This window comes from Bacillus benzoevorans, assembly GCF_014207535.1.
Lineage (GTDB): Bacteria > Bacillota > Bacilli > Bacillales > Cytobacillaceae > Bacillus_BD > Bacillus_BD benzoevorans.
Genome location: NZ_JACHGK010000002.1, coordinates 382,622 through 404,815, shown reverse-complemented (window position 1 = coordinate 404,815; position 22,194 = coordinate 382,622). Strand labels below are relative to the sequence as shown.

General features: G+C 38.3%; 20 protein-coding genes and 1 pseudogene. 19 read left to right on the top strand and 2 right to left on the bottom strand.

Annotation, left to right across the window (positions count from 1 at the left end):
* Window positions 1–273 precede the first annotated feature (273 nt).
* From HNR53_RS05280 to HNR53_RS05190, 18 genes and pseudogenes are all read left to right on the top strand, one after another.
* The gene (locus HNR53_RS05280; protein ID WP_184523552.1) at window positions 274–1,485 is read left to right on the top strand and encodes a glycosyltransferase family 4 protein; all 1,212 of its coding nucleotides are present in this window, start codon (window positions 274–276) and stop codon (window positions 1,483–1,485) included.
* A 98-nt stretch (window positions 1,486–1,583) separates the two neighbouring features.
* Window positions 1,584–2,471: a rhodanese-like domain-containing protein gene (locus HNR53_RS05275; protein ID WP_184523550.1), complete on the top strand. Its 888-nt coding sequence runs from the start codon at window positions 1,584–1,586 to the stop codon at window positions 2,469–2,471.
* A gap of 137 nt (window positions 2,472–2,608) precedes the next feature.
* Window positions 2,609–3,163, top strand: a complete 555-nt coding sequence (locus tag HNR53_RS05270; RefSeq protein ID WP_184523548.1) for an HD domain-containing protein — start codon at window positions 2,609–2,611, stop codon at window positions 3,161–3,163.
* A gap of 186 nt (window positions 3,164–3,349) precedes the next feature.
* Entirely contained in the window at window positions 3,350–6,340 is a 2,991-nt protein-coding gene (gene fdhF / locus HNR53_RS05265; protein ID WP_184523546.1) for a formate dehydrogenase subunit alpha, read from the top strand.
* Entirely contained in the window at window positions 6,315–6,806 is a 492-nt protein-coding gene (locus HNR53_RS05260) for a helical membrane plugin domain-containing protein (protein WP_184523544.1), read from the top strand. The genes fdhF and HNR53_RS05260 overlap by 26 nt, the downstream gene beginning before the upstream one ends.
* 21 nt (window positions 6,807–6,827) lie before the next feature.
* Window positions 6,828–7,052, top strand: a complete 225-nt coding sequence (locus HNR53_RS05255; protein WP_184523542.1) for a heavy-metal-associated domain-containing protein — start codon at window positions 6,828–6,830, stop codon at window positions 7,050–7,052.
* A gap of 241 nt (window positions 7,053–7,293) precedes the next feature.
* Window positions 7,294–8,076: a formate dehydrogenase accessory sulfurtransferase FdhD gene (fdhD, locus tag HNR53_RS05250; RefSeq protein WP_184523540.1), complete on the top strand. Its 783-nt coding sequence runs from the start codon at window positions 7,294–7,296 to the stop codon at window positions 8,074–8,076.
* Window positions 8,077–8,417: 341 nt separating this feature from the next.
* Window positions 8,418–9,545: an acyl-CoA dehydrogenase family protein gene (locus tag HNR53_RS05245; protein WP_184523538.1), complete on the top strand. Its 1,128-nt coding sequence runs from the start codon at window positions 8,418–8,420 to the stop codon at window positions 9,543–9,545.
* Between the two features lie 21 nt (window positions 9,546–9,566).
* The gene (locus HNR53_RS05240) at window positions 9,567–10,382 is read left to right on the top strand and encodes a phosphate/phosphite/phosphonate ABC transporter substrate-binding protein (protein WP_184523536.1); all 816 of its coding nucleotides are present in this window, start codon (window positions 9,567–9,569) and stop codon (window positions 10,380–10,382) included.
* A 245-nt stretch (window positions 10,383–10,627) separates the two neighbouring features.
* Window positions 10,628–11,824, top strand: coding sequence for a cobalamin-independent methionine synthase II family protein (locus HNR53_RS05235; RefSeq protein WP_184523534.1), 1,197 nt, complete (start codon window positions 10,628–10,630; stop codon window positions 11,822–11,824).
* The gene (locus HNR53_RS05230; RefSeq protein ID WP_246439331.1) at window positions 11,802–12,293 is read left to right on the top strand and encodes an OsmC family protein; all 492 of its coding nucleotides are present in this window, start codon (window positions 11,802–11,804) and stop codon (window positions 12,291–12,293) included. The genes HNR53_RS05235 and HNR53_RS05230 overlap by 23 nt, the downstream gene beginning before the upstream one ends.
* A 283-nt stretch (window positions 12,294–12,576) precedes the next feature.
* The gene (locus tag HNR53_RS05225) at window positions 12,577–13,248 is read left to right on the top strand and encodes a GntR family transcriptional regulator (protein ID WP_246439327.1); all 672 of its coding nucleotides are present in this window, start codon (window positions 12,577–12,579) and stop codon (window positions 13,246–13,248) included.
* A gap of 269 nt (window positions 13,249–13,517) precedes the next feature.
* Window positions 13,518–13,982, top strand: a complete 465-nt coding sequence (locus tag HNR53_RS05220; protein ID WP_184523529.1) for a RidA family protein — start codon at window positions 13,518–13,520, stop codon at window positions 13,980–13,982.
* A 373-nt stretch (window positions 13,983–14,355) separates the two neighbouring features.
* Complete coding sequence (locus HNR53_RS05215) at window positions 14,356–15,810, top strand: hypothetical protein (protein WP_184523528.1); 1,455 nt, start codon at window positions 14,356–14,358, stop codon at window positions 15,808–15,810.
* A gap of 197 nt (window positions 15,811–16,007) precedes the next feature.
* The gene (locus HNR53_RS05210; protein WP_184523526.1) at window positions 16,008–16,712 is read left to right on the top strand and encodes an NAD(P)-binding domain-containing protein; all 705 of its coding nucleotides are present in this window, start codon (window positions 16,008–16,010) and stop codon (window positions 16,710–16,712) included.
* A gap of 188 nt (window positions 16,713–16,900) precedes the next feature.
* Window positions 16,901–17,316 (top strand): annotated as a pseudogene (gene tnpA / locus HNR53_RS23635) (IS200/IS605 family transposase).
* Between the two features lie 24 nt (window positions 17,317–17,340).
* Window positions 17,341–18,504 carry a protein kinase family protein gene (locus HNR53_RS05195; protein ID WP_184523521.1) on the top strand — a complete coding sequence of 388 codons (1,164 nt, stop codon included), beginning with the start codon at window positions 17,341–17,343 and terminating at the stop codon, window positions 18,502–18,504.
* 62 nt (window positions 18,505–18,566) lie between these two features.
* Window positions 18,567–19,058 (top strand): hypothetical protein, encoded by a 492-nt coding sequence (locus HNR53_RS05190; RefSeq protein ID WP_184523519.1) that lies wholly within the window; start codon window positions 18,567–18,569, stop codon window positions 19,056–19,058.
* 297 nt (window positions 19,059–19,355) lie between these two features.
* Here the strand turns inward: HNR53_RS05190 and HNR53_RS05185 are convergent, their stop codons facing one another.
* Both HNR53_RS05185 and HNR53_RS05180 read right to left on the bottom strand, forming a co-directional pair.
* Window positions 19,356–20,744 carry a hypothetical protein gene (locus HNR53_RS05185; protein ID WP_184523517.1) on the bottom strand — a complete coding sequence of 463 codons (1,389 nt, stop codon included), beginning with the start codon at window positions 20,742–20,744 and terminating at the stop codon, window positions 19,356–19,358.
* Window positions 20,745–21,184: 440 nt separating this feature from the next.
* A complete protein-coding gene (locus HNR53_RS05180) occupies window positions 21,185–21,529 on the bottom strand; it encodes a hypothetical protein (RefSeq protein ID WP_343065274.1) in 345 nt (114 codons plus the stop codon).
* 316 nt (window positions 21,530–21,845) lie between these two features.
* Between HNR53_RS05180 and HNR53_RS05175 the strand changes: the two genes are divergently transcribed.
* On the top strand, window positions 21,846–22,175 hold the full coding sequence (locus tag HNR53_RS05175; RefSeq protein ID WP_184523514.1) for a 2Fe-2S iron-sulfur cluster-binding protein: 330 nt from the start codon (window positions 21,846–21,848) through the stop codon (window positions 22,173–22,175).
* Window positions 22,176–22,194: the final 19 nt, after the last annotated feature.

The window sequence follows — 22,194 nt, the reverse complement described above, 5'->3', positions numbered from 1 at the left end:
GTACTATTAGATTGATAATATCTAAATCGTATATAGTTTGCACGTTTTTCCAAAGTCATCTCCATCTTTATAGTCATATATGAAAGTTCATCATCATCGCCGCTGCAACGGTAATAATAATTACTACAATATTTAATTTTCGAATAAAACTTCAGTTTTTAATGAATGATAATGAGGCGAATAATGGGAAAAATCTTACTTGTTAATAACTTCACAATTAGTTCATTGTCATTTATAATGAATATTCATATTGCATGTGAAAGAAAGGAGGAAATGATGAGAATTTTACATATTCAAGCACAGCTGCCAAGTAAAACAGGGAGCGGGGTTTATTTTACTAATCTTATTAAAGGTCTGGAAAATCGCGCCCAACAAGCTTGTCTTTATGGGTACTACCCGGATTTTGAATGGGGTATTTTACCGAAAGATAAGCAGTACCAAGTCGTTTTTCCAAATGAATATTGCCATTTTCCGCTTCCGGGAATGAGTGATGTGATGCCCTATGAAAGTACTATTTATGGCGAAATGACGCCTGAAATGATTGCGAATTGGAAAAAGGCCTTTGAGCCGGCAGTCCATCAAGCGGTAGCTGATGTAAAGCCGGATCTTATAATATCTCATCATCTTTGGTTTTTAACCGATCTCATCCGCCAATGGTTCACAGATATAAAAGTGACAGGTGTCAGCCATGGAACGGATTTGCGTCAGGCCAGAAAACATCCTCAATTAGCAGAGCAATATACGAAACACATTAAAGATTTAGATATGATTTTTACGCTGAGTTCAGAGCATATTCCTGCTATTAAACAAATCTATGATGCCCCTGAAAAACGAATCCACGTTTTGGGAAGCGGCTTTAACGAACATAATTTTTATCCTCCTGCAGCAAAAACTAAAGATAAAGATATTACCATTGTCTATGCCGGAAAGATTGCCGACAGTAAAGGTGTTTTCCAATTAGTCGACACATTCAAAAATCAACTGGGTGATGAGGGAAATATAAAATTAGAGTTATATGGAGCAGGAGATAATGAAGCGGTAGACCGATTAAAAAAAGCAATAGAATCTGATCCGCGCATCACTTATTGCGGAGTTGTCACTCAAGATGTATTGGCAGAGATCTTCCGAAAACACGAAATTTTTGTCCTGCCATCCTATTATGAAGGTCTTCCTTTAGTTGTTTTAGAAAGTCTTGCTTGCGGTATGCGTGTAGTCGTGAATGAGTTACCTGCTCTGATCGAGCATTTAAGCGGAACGATTAATGAAAGCGGCTGGGTAGAGTATGTCAAACAGCCTCGCTTAAAGAACATTGATCAGCCTGTTGAAAATGATCTGCCAGCATATTGTGACCGGCTGGCAGAAGCTTTAAAAAAACAAATTAAGGGTGCTAGTGAAAGAGCAGAGCTTCCGAAAGAAGTTTATGATAGCATTAAAATTTATTCTTGGACAGGACTTGTTGAACGTCTGTGGCAGACGATTCAGTAAAACAGGGGGGAGTTCATTCTCCTGTTTCCCTACTTTTCCCGGATTACAGTTCGAGAATGATAAGAGCGTGCAAACTTATTGATGAGGAGGGTTTTAAGGTGAATGGGATTCCTTTAATCGTTACAACGGATTGGTTAGCTGCTAGATTAGATGACCCTAATCTTAGAATCATAGATGCAACTACTTTTTTAGGACCGCCTTTGCATGAAGCGTACATGGATGTTTCATCAGGTTGGGAGGCTTATGAGAAAAAACATATTATGGGAGCGGTCTTTGCTGATTTATATGGAGACTTTTCTGAGACAGAATCAGAACTTTCTTTCACCCATCCAATTCGAGAGAAATTTATTAAAAATATTCGTGAGCTCGGTGTTGGTGAGGGGACTTATGCAGTGGTTTATGATCAAGGAATCACGGATGACGCCACTGTGGCTGTATCCTACTGGGCTTCCCGCCTGGCATGGCAGCTTCGTTATGAAGGCTTTGATCAAGTAGCTGTCCTTGATGGTGGTTTAATAAAATGGTTAGAGGAAGGAAGGTCAACTACTTCACACTCTAACTCTTACCCTCAAGGGAAATTTGCAGGTGTAAGAAACACTGAATTATTTGTCACGAAAGAGGACGTAAAGGAAGCATTGGTTGATGAAAATATGATCATTGTTGATAGTCTGCCGCAAGAAAGCTATAACGGGGATCCGAAAAGCACAGAAAGAAGCGGTCATATCCCGGGAAGTGTAAATATCTTTTTTGGTCTGCTGTCAAATTTTGAAACAAAAGAACTATATCCTGATGAAAAACTTCGGCAAACCTTTGAAAAAGCAGGAGTGTTGGATCCAAATAAAAAGGTCATAGTGTATTGTGGGTTTGCCGTTGCGGCAACCTGGATAGCCCTGCTATTAAAAAAGTGCGGCCAAAATAATGTAGCTGTTTATGATGGATCCATGGAGGAATGGACCAGTGACTTATCCTTACCACTCGAAATATAGAAACATTGAGACGGTTCTCCTGTTTTCCTAATTACTTCCATTCTATGTTCGAGAATAGGATACTCTATTTTTCAAATTGAATGGATCCTGCACCTTTTTGTAGTTTCATCCTTGACTAAAATATGAGGAGGCATCGCATGAATCTCATTGATCAGGCCATTAAATTTGCGGCAATCGCTCATAAGGACCAAACAAGAAAAGCGACGAATATTCCATATATAACCCATCCATTTGCAGTTGGGATGCTTTTGCAAAAAGCGAACTGCAGCGAAGAGGTGATTGCGGCCGGCATTTTGCATGACGTACTTGAAGACACCCCCATTACATACGAAGAATTATCACAGCGATTTGGGAGCAAGGTAGCCGACCTGGTTGCTGCTGCTTCTGAGCACGATAAGAGTCTGCCTTGGGAAATCCGCAAACAGCATACGATTAATCGGTTGAAAACGGCATCTGTCGAAGAAATACAAGTGATCACAGCAGACAAACTGCATAACTTGAAATCAATTCAGGAGGATTATCTTCACCATGGAGAGGAAATCTGGAGTCGCTTTAACCGGGGAAAAAGGCAGCAGCATTGGTATTATACCAGTGTAGTAAAAGAATTAACTTTAAGAAAAAAGGACTTCAAGCTTATTGGTGAATTAGAGAATACCATAATAGAGGTATTTGGCTCATTAGATTTACTTTAAAGATCTTCTTGTCGCTTTGGGACAAAGGTCTGACCCCAATTCCCTCCACCAGAAACTTCAGATTGGAAAAAATTATGGAAACGCAAGAACCGTCCCGATGTTTCCAAGTATCCCTTTCATATTTATCCTTTTTTTGCAAATACTACTCTTAAGCTTAATTATTATTGGGAGTAGGTGAGTGGAGAGATGGATAATCAACATTTTACAATTTTCCTTGATGGCAAGGAGATTGCCGCAAAACCGGGGCAATCAATCTTTGAAGCGGCAAGGGATCAGGATACCTTTTTACCTGGCATTTGTTCCTCCCAGCCTGATTTAGGTGTTGGGGTTATTCAAACCTGTGATACATGCTATGTTGAGGTAAATGGAGAATTGGTTCGCTCTTGCGCTACAAAAGCGGAGCCTAATATGCAAATATCTGCTGCTTCGGATAAGGCCAAAGCAGCACAGTTGGAGGGAATGTCACGAATTCTCAAAAATCATGAACTTTACTGTACCGTTTGTGATAATAACAATGGTAACTGCGTGGTCCATAATACAGCCGAGCATTTACAGCTCGATCATCAAAAATATGAATTTACTCCAAAGCCTTATCCTCCTGATAACTCAAATCCGTTTTATCGTTATGAGCCCGACCAATGTATTTTATGCGGTCTTTGTGTAGAGGCTTGTCAGGACTTACAGGTTAGTGAAGTGTTAAGTATTGATTGGAAACGTGAACGGCCGCGAGTGATTTGGGACAATGATGTTCCGATTAATGAATCTTCATGTGTTTCATGCGGTCACTGTGTAACGGCTTGTCCTTGCAACGCATTGATGGAAAAATCGATGCTTGGCAAAGCGGGGTATATGACTGGAATTCCTAATAAAATCCTCGAGCCAATGATCGATTTAACGAAAGAAGTGGAGCCGGGGTATAAACAGATTTTCATGATTTCAAACGTGGAATCAACGATGCGTGAGGACCGAATCAAACGGACAAAAACGGTCTGTACTTATTGTGGAGTAGGATGCAGTTTCGAGGTATGGACAAAGGATCGGGAAATTCTAAGGATTCAACCGCAGCCTCATGCACCTGTGAACGGGATTTCTACCTGTGTCAAAGGGAAATTTGGCTGGGATTTCGTAAACAGTGAGGATCGATTAACAAAACCGTTAATTCGAAAAGGGGATAAGTTTGTTGAAGCAACCTGGAATGAGGCTATGACCCTTATTGCAGAGAAGCTCTTGAAAATAAAAGAAGAAAATGGAGCCGAATCCCTTGGCTTCATTGCTTCCTCCAAATGTTCAAATGAAGAAAATTATTTATTTCAAAAACTGGCAAGGTCGATTTTTAAATCAAATAATGTTGATAATTGCTCAAGGTATTGCCAGACCCCTGCATCAACCGGACTCATGCGGACAGTTGGAATTGGCGGAGATTCAGGAACAATGGAAGATATCGCGAGTTCCGACTTAATCATTGTCGTCGGGGCTAATCCCGCTGAGTCACATCCCGTTTTATCAACAAGAATTAGAAGAGCGCATAAACTAAACGGGCAGAAACTGATTGTGGCGGATTTACGAAAAAATGATTTAGCAGACAGAGCAGATCTTCATATTCACCCTAAGCCTGGAACAGACCTCGTCTGGCTTTCTGCTGTAACGAAATATATTGTGGACCAAGGTTGGGAAGATAAAGAATTTTTACAGAACCGTGTCAATCAAGTAGAGGAATATATTGCTTCACTAGAAAAGTTTACGCTTGATTATGCAGAGGAAATCACAGGACTGTCAAAGGAGACGCTCATATCGATTGCGACTATGATTCATGAAGCAAAAGGAACGTGTATTCTATGGGCAATGGGGATCACCCAGCACATAGGCGGGACAGACGGAAGTACGGCGATCGCCAACCTTCTATTAATTACAGGAAACTTTGGAAAACCCGGCGCTGGTGCGTATCCTTTACGGGGTCATAATAATGTACAGGGTGCTAGTGATTTTGGCACTATGCCAAACTGGCTGCCAGGCTATCAACCCATTGAAAACGATGAGGTTCGCGGGCGCTTCGAACAAGCGTGGGGGACAGAGATACCGAAAAAACCGGGACTGAATAATCACCAAATTGTAGAAGCGATTCATGCAGGGAAGGTGAAAGCGATGTATTTATTTGGAGAAGAAATGGGTCTGGTTGATTCTAATATTAATCATGTTCAGGCTGCATTCGAGAAACTTGAGTTCTTTGTTGTGCAAGATATCTTCTTCTCCAAAACGGCACAATTTGCTGACGTTGTTTTACCGGCTGCTCCAAGCCTGGAAAAAGAAGGAACATTTACGAATACTGAACGGCGTATCCAAAAGTTTAATCGAGTGTTTGAACCGCTAGGTGAGAGTAAGCCGGATTGGGAAATTTTTCAGATGTTAGCCAATAAACTTGGCGCCGATTGGAATTATACTCATCCCGGAGAACTCATGGATGAAGTGGCAGCGCTTACACCATTCTTTGCAGGGGTAAGCTATGAACGTCTGGAAGGATGGAACAGCCAGGTCTGGCCGGTTGAACAGGACGGGACAGACACGCCGTTATTATATAAGGAAAAGTTCAAGTTTCCTGATGGAAAGGCCCGTCTCTTCAAAGTCGATTGGACCCCTCCTTTTGAAGCAGGAGAAGAGTATGATCTTCATCTAAACAACGGGCGACTGTTAGAACATTTTCATGAAGGCAATTTAACCTATCGCTCTGAGGGAATTACCTATAAAGTGCCTCATCCTTGGCTTGAGGTGTCCCCTGAGCTGGCGAAAGAACGAAATATTGAAACAGGTGCTCTTGTCCGGCTCACCTCCCCATATGGAGAAGTCACAGTGCGTGTTTGGGTAACGGATCAAGTAAAAGGGAAAGAATTGTATTTGCCAATGAATTCAATGGCAGGGAAGTCCGCGGTCAATAAACTGACAAGCAGTTATCATGATAAAGTTACGCATACGCCAAATTACAAGGAAATGCAGGTGAAAATGGAAGTCCTCGAACGAGACGGTGACTCACCATTGCCGCATCATAATTTTAGATTTGGAAACCCGCAGCCGCATATTGGGGTTGAAACGGATAAAAAATGGAATCGACCGGATTTCACCCCGATCCCGGAATTGGTAGAGAGAGAGGGGCTTTTCGATGGCCAAAGCGATCAAGCAAATTGAAGAAAGTAAGGTAACGTCCCAAGAAAAGCAATCAGAGGATTTATTTGCGATTATAAAACTGGTCAGTGAAAATCGTGAAGCAATCACGACAAGTATGGAAATCTTAGGAGAACTGAAACAGACTGGAGTACTAGATATGTTCAAAGGGGCTCTAAGAACACGTGAAAAAATCGGAGCCATTGCCCTTGAACAAATCAACCAGCCTAGTATGCATAACACCATTAAAAATGCTTTCAATATCATTGAGTTTTTAGGTTCGATAAATCCGGATCAAATGAAAGTGCTATTAAGTGCCCTGCGGAAAGGCATGGATGAGTTTTCAGAATCAGTTGAGAAAAATGAACATATCGGAATTTGGGGAATGATGAGATCCATCCGCGACCCTAAAGTCAATACGGTGATTACGTCAATGTTAGGGTTTTTAAACGGAGTGGGGCAAGAAGTGGACAAAGGACCAAATGCATGAAACAGGTGGTGAACATTCGATTTGATTACACGTACAATGGCAATCGCAAATTTGAACAAAACAAATGAGGAACAAATCATTCAAGCGCTTCATGATGTATGGGGTGTTCGAAATATTAAGCTGAACCACGAAAAGGGTGAAGCAATGGTTACTTTTGATGAAAACGCCGCGTCCTTCATTGACTTTGAGCAGGCAGTGAAGGATTGTGGTTTTGAGGCTTCCGTTATCGAAGATGGACAAACATAAGGAGGGGACCCAATGCCAAGAGTCTGTGAAATCTGTGGACGACGTGAGGAATTAGACGAGGAAGAGGATAAACTGGAAATGGAGATTTTGGATGTATGTCCTGAATGCACAAATGATCGATTGCAATGATTAAGGAGAGGAACTCGTTTGTTTCTATGTCTGGTAATCTTCTTAGACAGACCAATACGGGATCTATTCTGTTGAAAATAGGAAAAGAATGACTTTTAGGAGGATCTCTCCAATGAATTTAAGGAAGGCAAAGGTCATAAAATTTTATAGTGAGAATTTTGATGAAAGTAATGATGATATCGCGGTGGAATATCCACTGACGGTTTGGGTGAACGGGGAGGAACTATTAACTTTAGTTTGCTCTCCGGGAAACCTTAAGGAACTGGTCATCGGCATTCTGGCCTCCGAAGGGTTTATTCGAAGCCTAGATCAAATTGAATCGCTCTCTATCGATTATAGCAAAGGGTTTGCCTATGTCGAGTTAGTAAAGAAGAGTCCCATTCTTAACAAGGACCTAACGAAAAGGTATTTAGGTTCTTGCTGCGGGAAAAGCAGGCAATTATTTCTTTATAATGATGTAAAAACGGCAAAAACGATTATGACAAGAACGATGATTTCTGTGCAGCAATGTCTTTCTTTGATGGAAAAAATGCAAACCTGCTCCGCTGAGTTCCTTCTTACCGGGGGTTTACATAATGCGGCACTGTGTACAAAGGAAGGGGTTGTCATCGTTCGCTCGGATATTGGGCGTCATAATGCATTGGATAAAATTTATGGACATTGTCTTAAGAATCGAATTTCTTTAAAAGATAAGGTGATTGTCTTTAGTGGAAGGATTTCTTCTGAGGTCTTGTTGAAAGTGTCCAAAATTGGCGTAGGAATTATTTTATCGAAATCAGCTCCCACCTCTCTGGCCCTTGAACTAGCCGACGAATTAGGCATAACAGCTGTTGGGTTTATTCGAGAAAACCGTTTAAATATCTATACTCACCCGGAAAGAATTGTTGAGATTTAATGGAGACCATGCTAACGGACCGATTATAAGATGAAAAATCCCAATTTCTCATTTGCGGTATTGAGAAATTGGGATTTTTATTCCCTACACCTATTTTAAAATGATTGGTGATAGCTCCGATAACATACAAGGAATTATCAGCGATTAATTCCTATCGAAGAATTAGATGGAATATTTAGTGTTTTATGGAAAATATCTATACCAAATTAGATGGATAAATATTGAATATCCCCTGGGAGTGGGATACATTTTATATATAAACTATGACTATGGGATTAATAGAGTAGTTTATAAAGCCTTCATGATAGATTTCATAAAGAAAATGATATGAGGAGGACTCTATGAACAATGTTTATCAAGAGGGCAAGGACTTTGCCAAGTCCTATATCCTGCCTTACACTGAATTGACTGATAAGGAATCTAAATTTCCAGAGGAAACGTTTAAGGCATTGGACAAAAAGGGATTTTTAAAACTACTCGTACCTGAAGAATATGGTGGGTTTGGCAAAGGGCTTGAAGAACATGCTCAAGCTTGTTTGGCATTTTCAGAGACTTGCTCTACTACGGCTCTTTGCTACATGATGCATAATGTTGCAGTAATGTGCATTTTAACTCATGGAAGTGACGAGCTCAAGAGAAAAATCTTTACGGACATTGTAGAAAATGGTAAATTCATGGCTTTGGCCTACAGTGAAATCGGATCTGGAGTACATTTCTACAAACCAGAGATTTCTACTGAGGTTATAGGTGACAACACCACTTTTAATGGGAAAAAGAGCATGGTAACATCTGGTACATATGCTTCTTATTATCTTGTTTTGGCACCAGCTGTTGCAGAAGGTACATTAAATAACTGGGTATTCCCGCTTGAAACAGAAGGCTTGAGCTTTGAACCGTCAAACTGGCAAGGATTAGGAATGAGAGGGAACTCATCCTGTCCAATGAAGATCGAAAACGTGACTTTGGACTCCACATACCGTATTGGAGCAGAAGGTTCCGGAGGAGATCAAGTATTCAATGTGGTCGCTCCATTCTTCATCACCGGGTTAGCTGCCGTTTATAGTGGTACGTCTATGCATATGTTTGAGATTTCCAGCAATCACGCGATGGACAGAAAATATCCGGATGGAAGTTCACTTGCTCATATTGAAACGATACAAATCCATATTGGAGATATTTATAAAAATGCAGCTGCGGCAAAGGCAATGACTTTAGAGGCGGCGAGAGCAGGTGCCAGCGGAGAAGCAGATGCACTTGCAAAAATATTGGCGGCAAGAGTAGTGGCATCTGAAGCGGCCATTGAGTGTGGAAGGCTCGCCATGAGAGTTGGCGGAGGAAAAGCTTATAATAAGGGACTTCCAACGGAAAGACTTTTACGAGATGCCTATGCGGGTCAAGTAATGGCTCCAAGTGCCGATATCCTTACAGTTTGGCTTGGAAAAGTGTTAACAGATCAGATGATTCCATAAGATTGGAAAGGAATGAGTCGATTGAGTAACGATAGAATCAAGATTGGAGCAGTTATTTATGATCCGAAGGTGACCGTTATCTGGGGCATCATCGCTGATTTTTTCAAAGAGGAAGGGCTTGAAGTCGAGTGTCTTTTCTATAAGGATTATAAAGCTCAGGTTGATGGATTAATGAATAAGGAAATAGACATTGCCTGGAATTCGCCCCTGGCATGGCTGGATGCTTATTTGAGAACGGATGGCAAATGTCAGATGGGTTCAATGAGAGATACGGATCGAGATAGAAAGAGCTGCTTCATCGTCAGAAAAGATAGCGGTATCACAAATCTAGATGGTTTGAGGGGCAAAACCATTGGCTTTGGAGCGATTGACTCTCCGCAAGCACGATTGATACCCATTAATCATTTGCATAAAAATGGAATTGAGTATGAAGTGGACTACACGGAGAAGAGATATGATATAGGTGTTGGTCTTCATGGAGACCATATAGGCGGCGAGCTGGATGCGATGAAAGCATTGATGGCAGGAAATGTGGATGCAGCTGTCACACTGGATTTGAACTGGGACGCTTGGAAAAAAGATGGTACGATCGATGAAAATCAATTGATTTGTATTGACACGACCGCTTTATTTGACCACTGCATTTTTGTAGCACATCCTGATTTTCCAACGGAAAGATTCTTAAAGTGGGAAGAGATCCTTCATAAGATGGACTATAATAATGATTCCCATAAAAAGATGATGGATATGGAAGGTTTGAAGGAATGGGTTGAAGGCAGAATCACAGGATTTCAGCAATTACGTGAAGCCGATGAATATCTGAAATTTTTCCAATAATCAATATCTATACTGCTTTTAAAATTTTGGTTCAGTTAAAGTTCATATTGAATTTAGCCTTATGTGTATGGCGTGAACGACTTTTCCTTGGTACAAGGAATTTTAGTGAACCCATGCACATAAGGCGGTATGCGTATCAATAACAAGATTTGATAGCACCAAAAGTTTAGTTATGTAAAAAGAGAAGCTTGTTTATTTCGCAGCTTCTCTTTTCATTATTTAAATCCATTTGGGAGATGATACACATGAAAAGACCATTGCCGCTATTTCCTACTTCTTTAATTGGAAGTATGCCAAGATCAAAAGAGGTTCTAAGCGCTCTCAGAAGGATGAGAAAAGGAACGATTGCAGCCAATGATTTTAACCAATTGATCCATCTGGAAACCGAAAAGATCATGATGCTGCAGGAGGAAGCAGGGATTGACATCATCACAAGCGGGGAGATCGGTCGGGATAACTATGTGTCCTTTGTTTCCGATAAAATTGGCGGCGTCAGCATGATGAGCATGAGTGAAATGCTCGATTATATCGATGATAAACAGGCATTTGAGGATATTTTAACGGCGCTTGATGTACCGGCAGTCAGTATTCGGAATGCCATTTGTGTCGGTAAGTTGGAATATAAAGGGAATATTGTCGCGGATGAACTTTTGATGATGAAGAAGTTCACTGATAAACCCGTCAAGATCACAATGCCAGGTCCCTATCTTTTGACTCGGTCGATGTGGCTTCCTAACCTCTCTGGTCAGTATTATGGGAGTAAGGAAGAGCTGGGCCAAGATGTGATTAAGATTATGAAGGAAGAAATAGACCATCTACAGGACATTGGCGTGGATGTGATTCAATTGGATGAACCGGTTCTGACCGAAGTTGTATTCACTGATGGCAAACCAAGGTCATTTATGTGTGCAGCTCTTTCCGAGAGAAAGGATCCGAAAGAAGAGCTTGAATTTGCCAGTTCTATGATTGCACAGGTGATGGAGTATATAGACAGGAGTAAGACGGCTTCTTCTCTTCATGTCTGCAGAGGAAACTGGAGCAAGGATGAAAGCATATTATTGTCAGGCTCCTATACTCCGCTGCTTGAGTTATTTGCTCATGTAAATGCAGATATTTTAACACTGGAATTTTCAACGCCAAGAGCCGGGGAGCTAAGCTCCATACTCTCTGATTCCAGAATTGGGGGGAATGCAGCGCTTGGATTAGGAGTGATCAATCCGCGTACAGATGAAATTGAGGCATTGGATTCAATCCTTTCAAGAGTGGAAGAAGCACTTCATTACCTGCCAAAGGAAAGATTATGGTTAAATCCGGATTGCGGCTTTGCCACTTTTTCCAGCAGTCCAGTTAACATTTTCGAAAATATAGCGGCTAAAATGCGCGTATTAGCAGAAGCATCTTCCATTCTAAGGAGCAAATATGATGAAGCAGTCAACAGATGAAAGCAATTCAATATATGAGTCTAAGATTTTCGATATGAACTTCAGGGGGACATCCAATGATCTTTCTACTGTAAAAATTTACACAAATAAAAATAGCCTGCAAATAGAAAAGCAAATAAGTTTCGACTCAGAATACCAATCATTTACCAGTCTAGAGTACTTTGCTAGTTCCGTTTTAAGCAGTATCCTTTTGACGCTCCTTGAGCAGTCAAAAAAAATGGGGTCCATTATTGAAGAAATGGAAGGGGTTTTGCATCTTTCGCTGGAAAACCCTTTAACATTAGTCGGTGTTAAAGGATATGATGAAGAACCGATGATTCGAAAAATAACGGTAACCGTTTATTTGTTTGCTGAACTTGAGGACAATGATTTTGCGGATTTTTGCCACAATGCGCTTAAAAAGTCGCCTATCTACAATACCTTAAAAAGGTCAATGAATCTTGATGTCATATTTAAAAGGCTTTTATAAAACAGGGGGACGGTTCTCTTGTTTCCCTAATTTTTTCCAAGCAGAAGTCTGAGAGTATAGCACTCTATTTTTAAAATTTTAGGAAAAGACACAAAAAACTATCTCAACATTCCCTTTTAAACTCATCCGGCCGCAAGTGAATCCAAATTTCACGGTCCCCCATAAGTACCCGAAATCCCAAAAATGATGAGCTTGAGCTGCTGATATTTGATCTATGTTGTGTGTTTAGGCTATAATTGCTATTATTGGCATAATGTATACCAATGAGAAGAGGGGAAGCAAATTGGGAAGTAATTGGTCGGAGGAAAACCTAATCTCTATACGTGAAAGGGCTTATTTACACCTCAAAGATCTCATCTTAGAAGGTGAATTAAAAGCAGGGGATCGTTTAGTGGAAAGAGAACTTGCAGAAAAATTGAAAATCAGCAGAACACCAATTCGAGAAGCATTATTTAGGTTAGAATCACAGGGATTCGTAAAAACTGTACCTAGAAAAGGGGTAATAGTTGCTGATATAAATGATAAGGAAATTATTGAAGTATTCACGATTCTTTCATCACTAGAGGTGTTAGCTGCAAAATTAGCTGTGCAAAAATTGGATGATGATACAAAAAGTAAATTTGAGACCAGTATTAAAATGGTCGAAGATCGTTTAGCGGAAAGTAATTATGAAGATTATTCCGATTTACACGGTAAGCTAAATCATCTTTTATATAGTTCTGCAAAGAATTCTAAACTATTTGAAATTCTGAGTGGATTATCCGATTATATTCGGGCTTTTGCAAAGATTGGTTATAAAAATCAAGGAAGACCAGAACAGTCAATGAAAGAACATATAGAAATTATGAAGGCTATCATGAATAAAGAAACAGAGATGGCTGAATATTTAACAAAGATCCATATTGAAAATTCAAAGAAAGCTTATACTGAATCCATCCAACAAAAGAATAAATAGAGCAGGACTTAAAATATACAGAAAAAGCTAAATAGATTAGTTTTTCTGTATATTTTATTATCCACTTAACAAAACACTGACCGTTTATCAAGAATAATTACTGAATCTATAAAATTATTATACTGCGATAGCTAAGTAAACAGAAATCTGAAACAAAATTAAAATTAATCTAAATAATTTTCTGAATTATATTGTCAGAATATTCCCAATATGATATTTTTTATACTAAGACTTTAAAATATGAAATCAAAAGGTAAAGGGTGAGAAAAATGAAAGTTCAAAACAAATCATTGAGACCAGAGGAAAAACTAGAAAAGATGGGGTTAATTTTGCCAAAGAAGCGTGAAAAGGCTGGAAATTATCTATCCTGTGTTCAAACGGGAAACCTTCTTTTTTTATCGGGTGTCGTATCCCATGAATTTATTGGAAAAGTAGGCAGTGATTTAACAATGGAAGAGGGATATGAAGCTGCAAAGACCGCCGCCCTCCTGGCATTAACAACGATTAAAGAAGAATTAGGCGAATTATCTCGCGTTAAGAAATTTGTAAAATTGCTAGGATTAATTAACTCAACACTTGATTTTACATCTCACGCAAAAGTGATGAATGGAGCATCTGACTTGTTTGTTGAATTGTTTGGGGAAGAAACGGGCGGTCACGCTAGAACAGCCATTGGAGTGATCTTACCTCGTGGTGCGGCTATTGAACTTGATATCATAGTAGAAGTGGAATAAATCGGAGATGTAATGATTTTAAAAATTAAAAGATTATCAGCATACAACATTATTTTTAAATTAATAACATTACGAAGGTGTTTACATTATTTAAATGTCCATGTATAATTTAGTAAATATTAAGAAAATTCAAAAACAATTTATTTGCCAGCGTCAAAAAATTAACGAAAGGTGTAGATTAGATAGTTTTGTGGGATAAAAAGACAAAAGTTTGGTATACAAAATATTAAATACTGTATGGGATTCGTGTTTATTAAAGATTAAAGTGAAAAGAAGTCCTTCTGAACGATTACTGAGCCGAAAACAAAGAAATTCAAGTTATAAGATAGTCAAAATTTTTTGCTTAAGACTTTATAAACTTTGGAGGGAATTTATGGAACTAACATTAGCCCATTGGATGTATGTATTCGTTACGGTTTTTGTCATTATTACCATGCTTTTAAGAAAAGGTGTTGTATTGCCGGTTCTAATTGGAACTTTTCTAGTTGGTCTATTATATAATGGAAATGTTATAGCTGGTTTTCAAGCAGTTTTTAATGCAAATCTCGTTGCGGCTAAAGAATTATTTAATATATTCTTGATCATTTCGCTAATGATTGCCTTGCTTAATTCTTTAAAGGACCTTGGGGCAGATACAAGGATGGTTGCACCGATTCAAAAAGTAATGGTAAATGGGCATGTCTCTTATCTTATTTTAATGGTCACAACCTATGTTGTTTCGCTGTTTTTCTGGCCAACTCCTGCGGTTCCGTTAATCTGTGCTTTGTTAGTTCCAGCCGCAGTAAGGGCGGGATTGCCGGTAATGACTGCAGCAATGGTTGTATGTATATCAGGTCAAGGAATGGCGCTCTCTTCTGACTATATTATGCAAGTTGCCCCGATGATTAGTGCAACTGCAGCCGGAATCGATACTTCATTAATAGCAGATAAAGTGTTAGTTCTTTCTTTAATTACAGGATTAAGTTCCCTTAGTATCGTTTATTTAAAGGAACGCAAAGCCATTAAAAAAAATTCGCCTTTAAAATCTGCAATAGAATTAAATGCAAAGGAGGAAGCATATACTGATGGAGCAAATGAAATAGCGGCAACTGTAGAAGAAGGCTCGGAGATTGTTCATGTTAAACAAACATGGGGAAAGGTATTTGCAGTCCTCGTACCGTTATCTATGCTGGCAATTATGATTTATATGTTCCAGGACAAATTAACGGGGGGATCCGGATTAGAGGGAGGAAGCGGTGCAGCTTTTATTGGCGGTGTTTCCGTAATCCTATTGATTTTATCTACTATTGCTTTTAACAAGATGCATGCCTTTGACAAAATAAGCGAACATCTTACAGAAGGCTTTGTTTTTTCTTTTAGGGCCATGGCACCAGTTATCCCTATAGCCGGTTATTTCTTTATGGGAAGCTCGGATTTTTCAGGAGCCATCCTTTCATTAAGTGAAAATGCAGCTAAACCAGCTTTTCTCTTTGATATAATTCAGGCTGGACAAGCTTATATTCCACAAAATGAATTTATTGCAGGTTTCGGTTTATTAATAGTTGGGTTAATAACCGGCATAGATGGCTCAGGTTTTGCAGGGCTTCCTTTAACGGGGGCATTATCCGGAGCATTAGCTGCAGGAAGCGGTTTAGATGTTTCAACCTTAGCGGCAATTGGACAAATGGGTGCAGTTTGGTCAGGCGGAGGCACGATCATTGCATGGTCCTCACTCGTAGCGATTGCAGGCTTCTTGCAAATATCTCCGATAGAGCTGGCCAGAAAGAATTTCATACCAGTTATGGTCGGGCTGTTCATTGCCACTTTTATTGCAATAATCATTTGGTAAAAATTAGTGGTAATAGTCTAGTTAGCTAGGCTATATATTAAAATGGTATACAAAATACGAAAATACGAAAAATTCCGTCAGGAAATTGAGGTGCTATCCCAAAAGCAATGAAAGAAACTAGCTTTTGGGATAGCACCCGTTTTTTTACAAAGGCTTTGTTAACGGCAAACTAATCATGTTTTTTGAGGAGAGTATGGATGAATCATAATGGAAAAAATGTCGGATTAGTTGGGATTGGAAAATTAGGTACTGCGATGATGCAAAATTGGTTTAATCATAATAAGTTAATAGGTGTTTATCATCCGATAAAATCAAAAGCAGAGCAGTTTATTCAACGATTTCCAAACGGCCATTATATATCAGAACATGAACTTGGGGAAATAGATGTTTTAATATTAGCTCTACCAGCTACGGATGTTATCCCATTTATTACCGATTTAACAGCAAAGAATAATCTACTAGCGAAAACTTACATTATTAATATGGCAACTGCGCTAAATACGATTGAAATTAAGAATAAGTTTCCATTGTTAAATTCTGTCGGAGTAAAATATATGGGTCATGCGAGAGATTTATTGGAGCATGGCAATGGACTATTCATTACGGAGTCCAACTTACCAAAGCAAATAGAAGAACTGTTTCATCCTTTAGGACAAATAATAATAGATAGTGAAGAAACTTTAATTCAAGTTAATAGATTAGCAACCCATTATGCAGTAAAAGCAGCAATTGAGCTTAAATCTGAATTTGTAAAAAGAAAATTTCCCTTGGAGTATGCCCAAAAAGCATTGATCTCAATTGCCCCAGAGGTGATACGTTCCTATTGTGAAGGGAATTTAGGGGACTTTGCAAAGGAAATCGCAAAAGACATTCAAATGAATGTCGATGGGTTTGGTTATTAACGTATAATAAGCCATGGGAAAACCGGAGGAAATCCTCCGGTTTCTACTATGTTATAGAATTAGCACGTAAAACCACGTGGGCTTGCCCCGTGGATGTAAGTGCTTCACTTAAGGGTAGCCTAAAGGCTGCCCTATTTGAGTGACTCTTTTAGGATGTGTGATGTGTATAAAATAAATATCGCAAACATATGTTCTTTAGTGGTAAAATATATACAATAACAAGCAGAAACGAACGCAAATTTTGGTGGAATATGAACAAATATAAATTCAGATTCAACGTTCTTAATGGAAGGATAGAGCTTGAACTAAAACAGGTACTTCTGAATATCGGAGAAAATTACGGACATGAAATAAAAGAGATGGAGTTCATGCCAGATCATATACATCTATTTTATCTACAAAACCTACGGTAGCACCAACGGACGTAGTCCGTACGCTTAAAAGCATATCGGCGAAAGAGCTATTTAAAAGGTTCCCGAAGTTAAAAGCATTTTATAATCGTTCAGGTTCATTATGGGGCAAGGGATATTTTGTTCGTTCAGTAGCGAACGTAAGCGAAGAAGCCGTTCGAAAATACATACAAAAACAAAAGCAGAAAGATTGATTCATACGAAGGAGGATGATTCGATTGACGACTATAATTCAAAACGTGAAAATTCGTAAAAAGAATTCACCTTCTGAGTTTGCGAAAGAATTAAAGAAAGTCAGGGAGCATCATACTCCGTTGCACACAATGGAAATTGAAATAAAAGTATTACCCTTCCAACAATGGAGATTGATTCGAATAAATGAACAACTAAGAGTAATAAGAAACACAGTATTAGGTCAACTTTATAAAAATTACTCACAAATGATCCGTACAAAAGAATTTAAAAATGTCTTAAAAACATACAGGCTCATTTTGAATACAATTAATAAATCAAAAGACGATAAAGAAAAGGAAATTCTTGAGAAGGAAAAGAAAGATTTAACCAAAAAGTTTGAAGAAATCCGCGAAAAAAATAATATTACATTTGAGTATGCCAGAAATTATGGGGCATTCCTTCGAACAAGGAAGTATAAATGGCCAGATGCTGTTACGGTATGGAGTATTTGCGAAATGGCTTGGAAGTCGATGGATAGAATGATATTCGGAGATGCAAAGAAACCTCGATTTTATAAACGAGGAGAGTTTGTTCCAATACAAGGTAAACAAGCAGAGCGATGCGTCATTTTAAAACACAATTCGAACGAAGGTACATTTTATCTTGCACATAATGGAATGAGTTTCCCATTAGTGATAAAAGAAGAAGACTTATTTGTAAACGAAACATTGAGCCATGTAGTCCATTACATGAAAAATGGTCCTTCTATTGATAAAGAAAATGTGGAGAGGTATTTAGCGGGGAAAGCGATTGTGCCAACTTACCGCATTCGAAACAATCGGATTGTGCTGAAAGAGATCCGTGGGAAGCTTCGTTTTTTTGTTCAAATGGTTTTAGAAGGTCTTCCAGTCGTTAAAAGGAAAAAGGATGGTACCTTCCGCCATTCTTATGGTATGGGCAAAATCGGTGGTGACATCGGCACACAGACACTTGCAGTCGTGAGTCAAAACGATGTTGATCTATTTAATTTAGCCGAAAGATCAAAAAATACATTTTATTATGAGCGTGTAATCTATCTCATCCAGAGATATTTAGCTCGTTCCAGAAATCAACCAATCCCCAAAACTACAACTCTGATGGAACCATTAAAAAAGGCAGGAAACAATGGGTCTATTCCAAACGATACCAAAAGGCAAAGGGAAAACTAACAAACTTACACCGAAAAGCAGCTCTTAGTAGAAAGTATGCACACAATGAAGATATTAATCGATTGCGTACATTAGGAGATCAATTCATCATTGAAACGATGAACATAAAAGCTCTTCAAAGAAAGGCAAAGGAAATAACCAAAAATGAAAAAACAGGAAAATTCAATCGCCGAAAAAGATTTGGCAAAAGTATCGGCAAAAGGTGCCCAGGGTATTTTATCAATCAAGTAAAGTATCGATTCGCCATGACCGGAGGAACGGTTTATGAAGTTAATACATGGTCGTACAAAGCGTCGCAATACGACCATGTATTAGACGATACAAATAAAAAACAGCTATCAAAGAGGTGGCATACGCTGCCTGACGGAAGAAAAATTCAACGTGACATCTATTCAGCGTTTCTATTATTTTCCTCAAAAAAGGATTTGCAAAAGCCCGATAGGGATCGGTGTTTAAAGCACTTTGAAAACTTTTATAAAAAACATCAATTATGCGTTCAAGAAATAAAAGAGAACCGAAAGTTTATCTTAAATAGTGGAATAAAAATCTTATAATATGAAATAACAATACTGTGTTAATCCATATAGTAAATGATAAATAATAGGGAGTGTGACTTTGCTTCCTTTGTTGAAAAACAAGAAGACGTACGCTAATGTGGTCAGTGGGCTGCTTGTACGTCGGGTTCAAACCCTTCCGCTAGTGCTCCGTTCAGGACGTAAGGAATGAACCACATCAGCTTCATCGATGTGTTCCAAAGCGAGTTTCCCCTCCTAGAATCTTAGGAGTGGAGCTTCGTGTACGATAGAGAGAAACGGTATTTTGAACCCACGCGGGCTTGCCCCGTGGAGAAGTCAGGCTATTAACCTTACCAAAATAAACAGATACACCATGACGAATCCTATATAAAGGGCCGTAAAAGAAAGATTCCAGTTGGAAACTTTATAGGAGCTTTCTTTAATCATATTTGACATGAGACCAAGGGTTGCATTATAAGGTCCGACTAAGAATGATGATACAGCTCCTGCTAACATCGCTACAGTCAAAATTTGAGGTGAAATACCGATTGCACTTGGATTTAATGCACCTGCCATTAAGGATAGGGAAACAGCAGGATGAAGTCCTAAAAAAGCGAATCCTAAGGGGATTAATGGTAAAAGGATTAAAAAGACCTCCATTCCCACCACATTTATAACACCGATAATCCAGCCATTCAATAACTCGTCTGTATGAGATCCCTTAATAGTGGAAATAAAAAAACCTGCAGAAAGATAAATAAAAAATTGGTCTTTCATACTCACTGTGTAGGACTGAAAATGATCTAGCAACTGTATAATGAATTCTCTTCCTTTTTTTAAAAGAATGGACCAAATAAAGGAAAAAGGAATAACCATTAATGATACAAGAATCAAAAAAGAGTAAGTAAACTGAGCTTCAGCAATGGAAATGAGGACAATGAAAATGATAATAGCCAGTAATATTTGAAGCACCCTTGCCGGACGATTAACATAATTGTTCATATTTTCCGCCGTTGCAGCCATTTCGTTTGCGGATAAATAATCCATTGGATTCATCCTTTTAGATGATTTTCTTGATCCGATGTACCAATCCAAAACGATTCCTAAAACACTCAGCGGGATAACGTAGGGAAGAATAGATACCCAGCTGACACCGGTCATGGCAATGACGATTCCTACGATCGGGGTAACAGGAGCCCATATTAATGGCATGGCAAATCCTCTAGTAATAGCCCGGCTCATAAAGCGATTTTCATGTTTAACAGGAAACCCTTTCAGCAGGGGGCTTATTGAATAGTAAGTCATGGGTAAAGTAGCTAAGTTCATAAAGATACTGAAAAAATAGGAAATTCCTGATGTCAGGATATATAAGTGTCCTGAAGTTTTTACCTTTTTTTGAATAATCGTGTTGATACTGCTGCTATAACCGCCAATTTTAATAGGGATCCCTAAAATCGGTACTAATGTAAAGAGTGTAAGCAAATCAAGCATTGGACCAAATGAGAATAAATATTGATGCCAATCTGCCTGGCTTGACCAAAGTAATACAAACCCGAAAATGAGAAAAGTACTTCCTAATATCCTGACAAATCTTTTTGCCGTCCAAAATGTACATAGGATAGTCATCAGACAAAGAATAGATATAAGCAGTCCAATATCAGGCAGGGGCAGCAAAGTGGATAGTAAAAACAAAAAAATAACGGATAAAAACAAGTATTTTAACATAACATCACCCAAATCTCTCGTTCAGTTTAGCATTCAGTATCATTGAAATTGAAGTGCGGGATACTAAATGTCATTATATAGGTCCTTTAGTATGGTATACCAAATCGAATATTTTTCTTAAATATTTCAAATTCTAGTCACATTTATTAAGTATTTTTGGTATTTGGTATACAATATTCTTGAAATTTATCTATAATGTAGTACAATAAAAGAAAAGAATAACAGGAGGTAATCGGGATGTATCATTTTTTATTTGGTTCCAAAAAAGCTGCTCAAAAAGCTGAAAGAAAACTTGCTCTATTAAGAAAAATATTAAATTTCTAACCGTCACCATTGGTGGCGGTTCTTTTTTACACAAAGATGAATATAAACAAGTCAAAAACCGGAGAGATTTCTTCCTCCCCGGTTTTCATTTAGAGGGCAGATATCCTATACATTTTTTACACGGCGATATCTGCAGCTCTTACGAGTTTAGAGTGTTGGGAATCTTCACTATTACCAGAGGCTTTAACAATTTCATATAGTTCCTCACGTGCTTCTTCAACAGTAGAAAATTTTTCAAAAAACTTCACATGAATGTTATTTACATATTCTTTGCCTTCATATTCTTCATATAACTGAATTTTAAAATCATTACCAATGACCTTTGCAATGGTATATTTGGCTTTTAACTGTTCGAAAAAGTAGAATTGATAGGTCTCAATAGGTTCTAGACCGTCATTTTTTAGTATCGTTTGAAATGTGTTTTTATTTGTTAATACAATATATTGTTCCAACGAAAACACTCCTTTTTCTATTCTTTTTCTTTAACCCAAGGATCAACTAAACGATAAATGTATAGATCTTAAACTTAATTTTCTATCACCCTCCATTGGAATATTGTATACCATACTTCTTGTTGAATATTTTATATGATAGGGCTAAAATATTCAATTATATTTCTGAATTTTTAAAAATTTATCTTTCCAGCCTGTCCTAGCAACTTCAAAATACAATTAGAGCTATTATTTTTCATCAATATTTTTTGCTTTTATAAAAAATACCTTGTATAATTTGGTTAATTATCTAAAAATATTGAATAATTTGAAAAGGGGAGTTTTTATGCCAAATGTTAAACTTCATGTTGATGGAACAATTGTAGAGCAAGAAGTGAAAGAAAATGCAAATTTAGTAGTGCTGGCGGGAATTCGTCAATTTCCAAAGTTGAAATATGGCTGCGGGATGGGAAGATGTACGAAATGTACTTGTCAAGTGATTGAAGGTGCAGAAGGATTGGCACCGCCTAACTGGAAGGAAGAAAAGATGCTGGGAGATAAAGTGAAAGAAAATTACCGTTTAGCTTGCCAAATGACCATCACACAGGATATTGTCCTTTCACAAGAAAATCTTTCAATAGAACCTATAAAGAAACAACCGTCAACCACAGCGTAATGAAGTAATTTTTTTAACA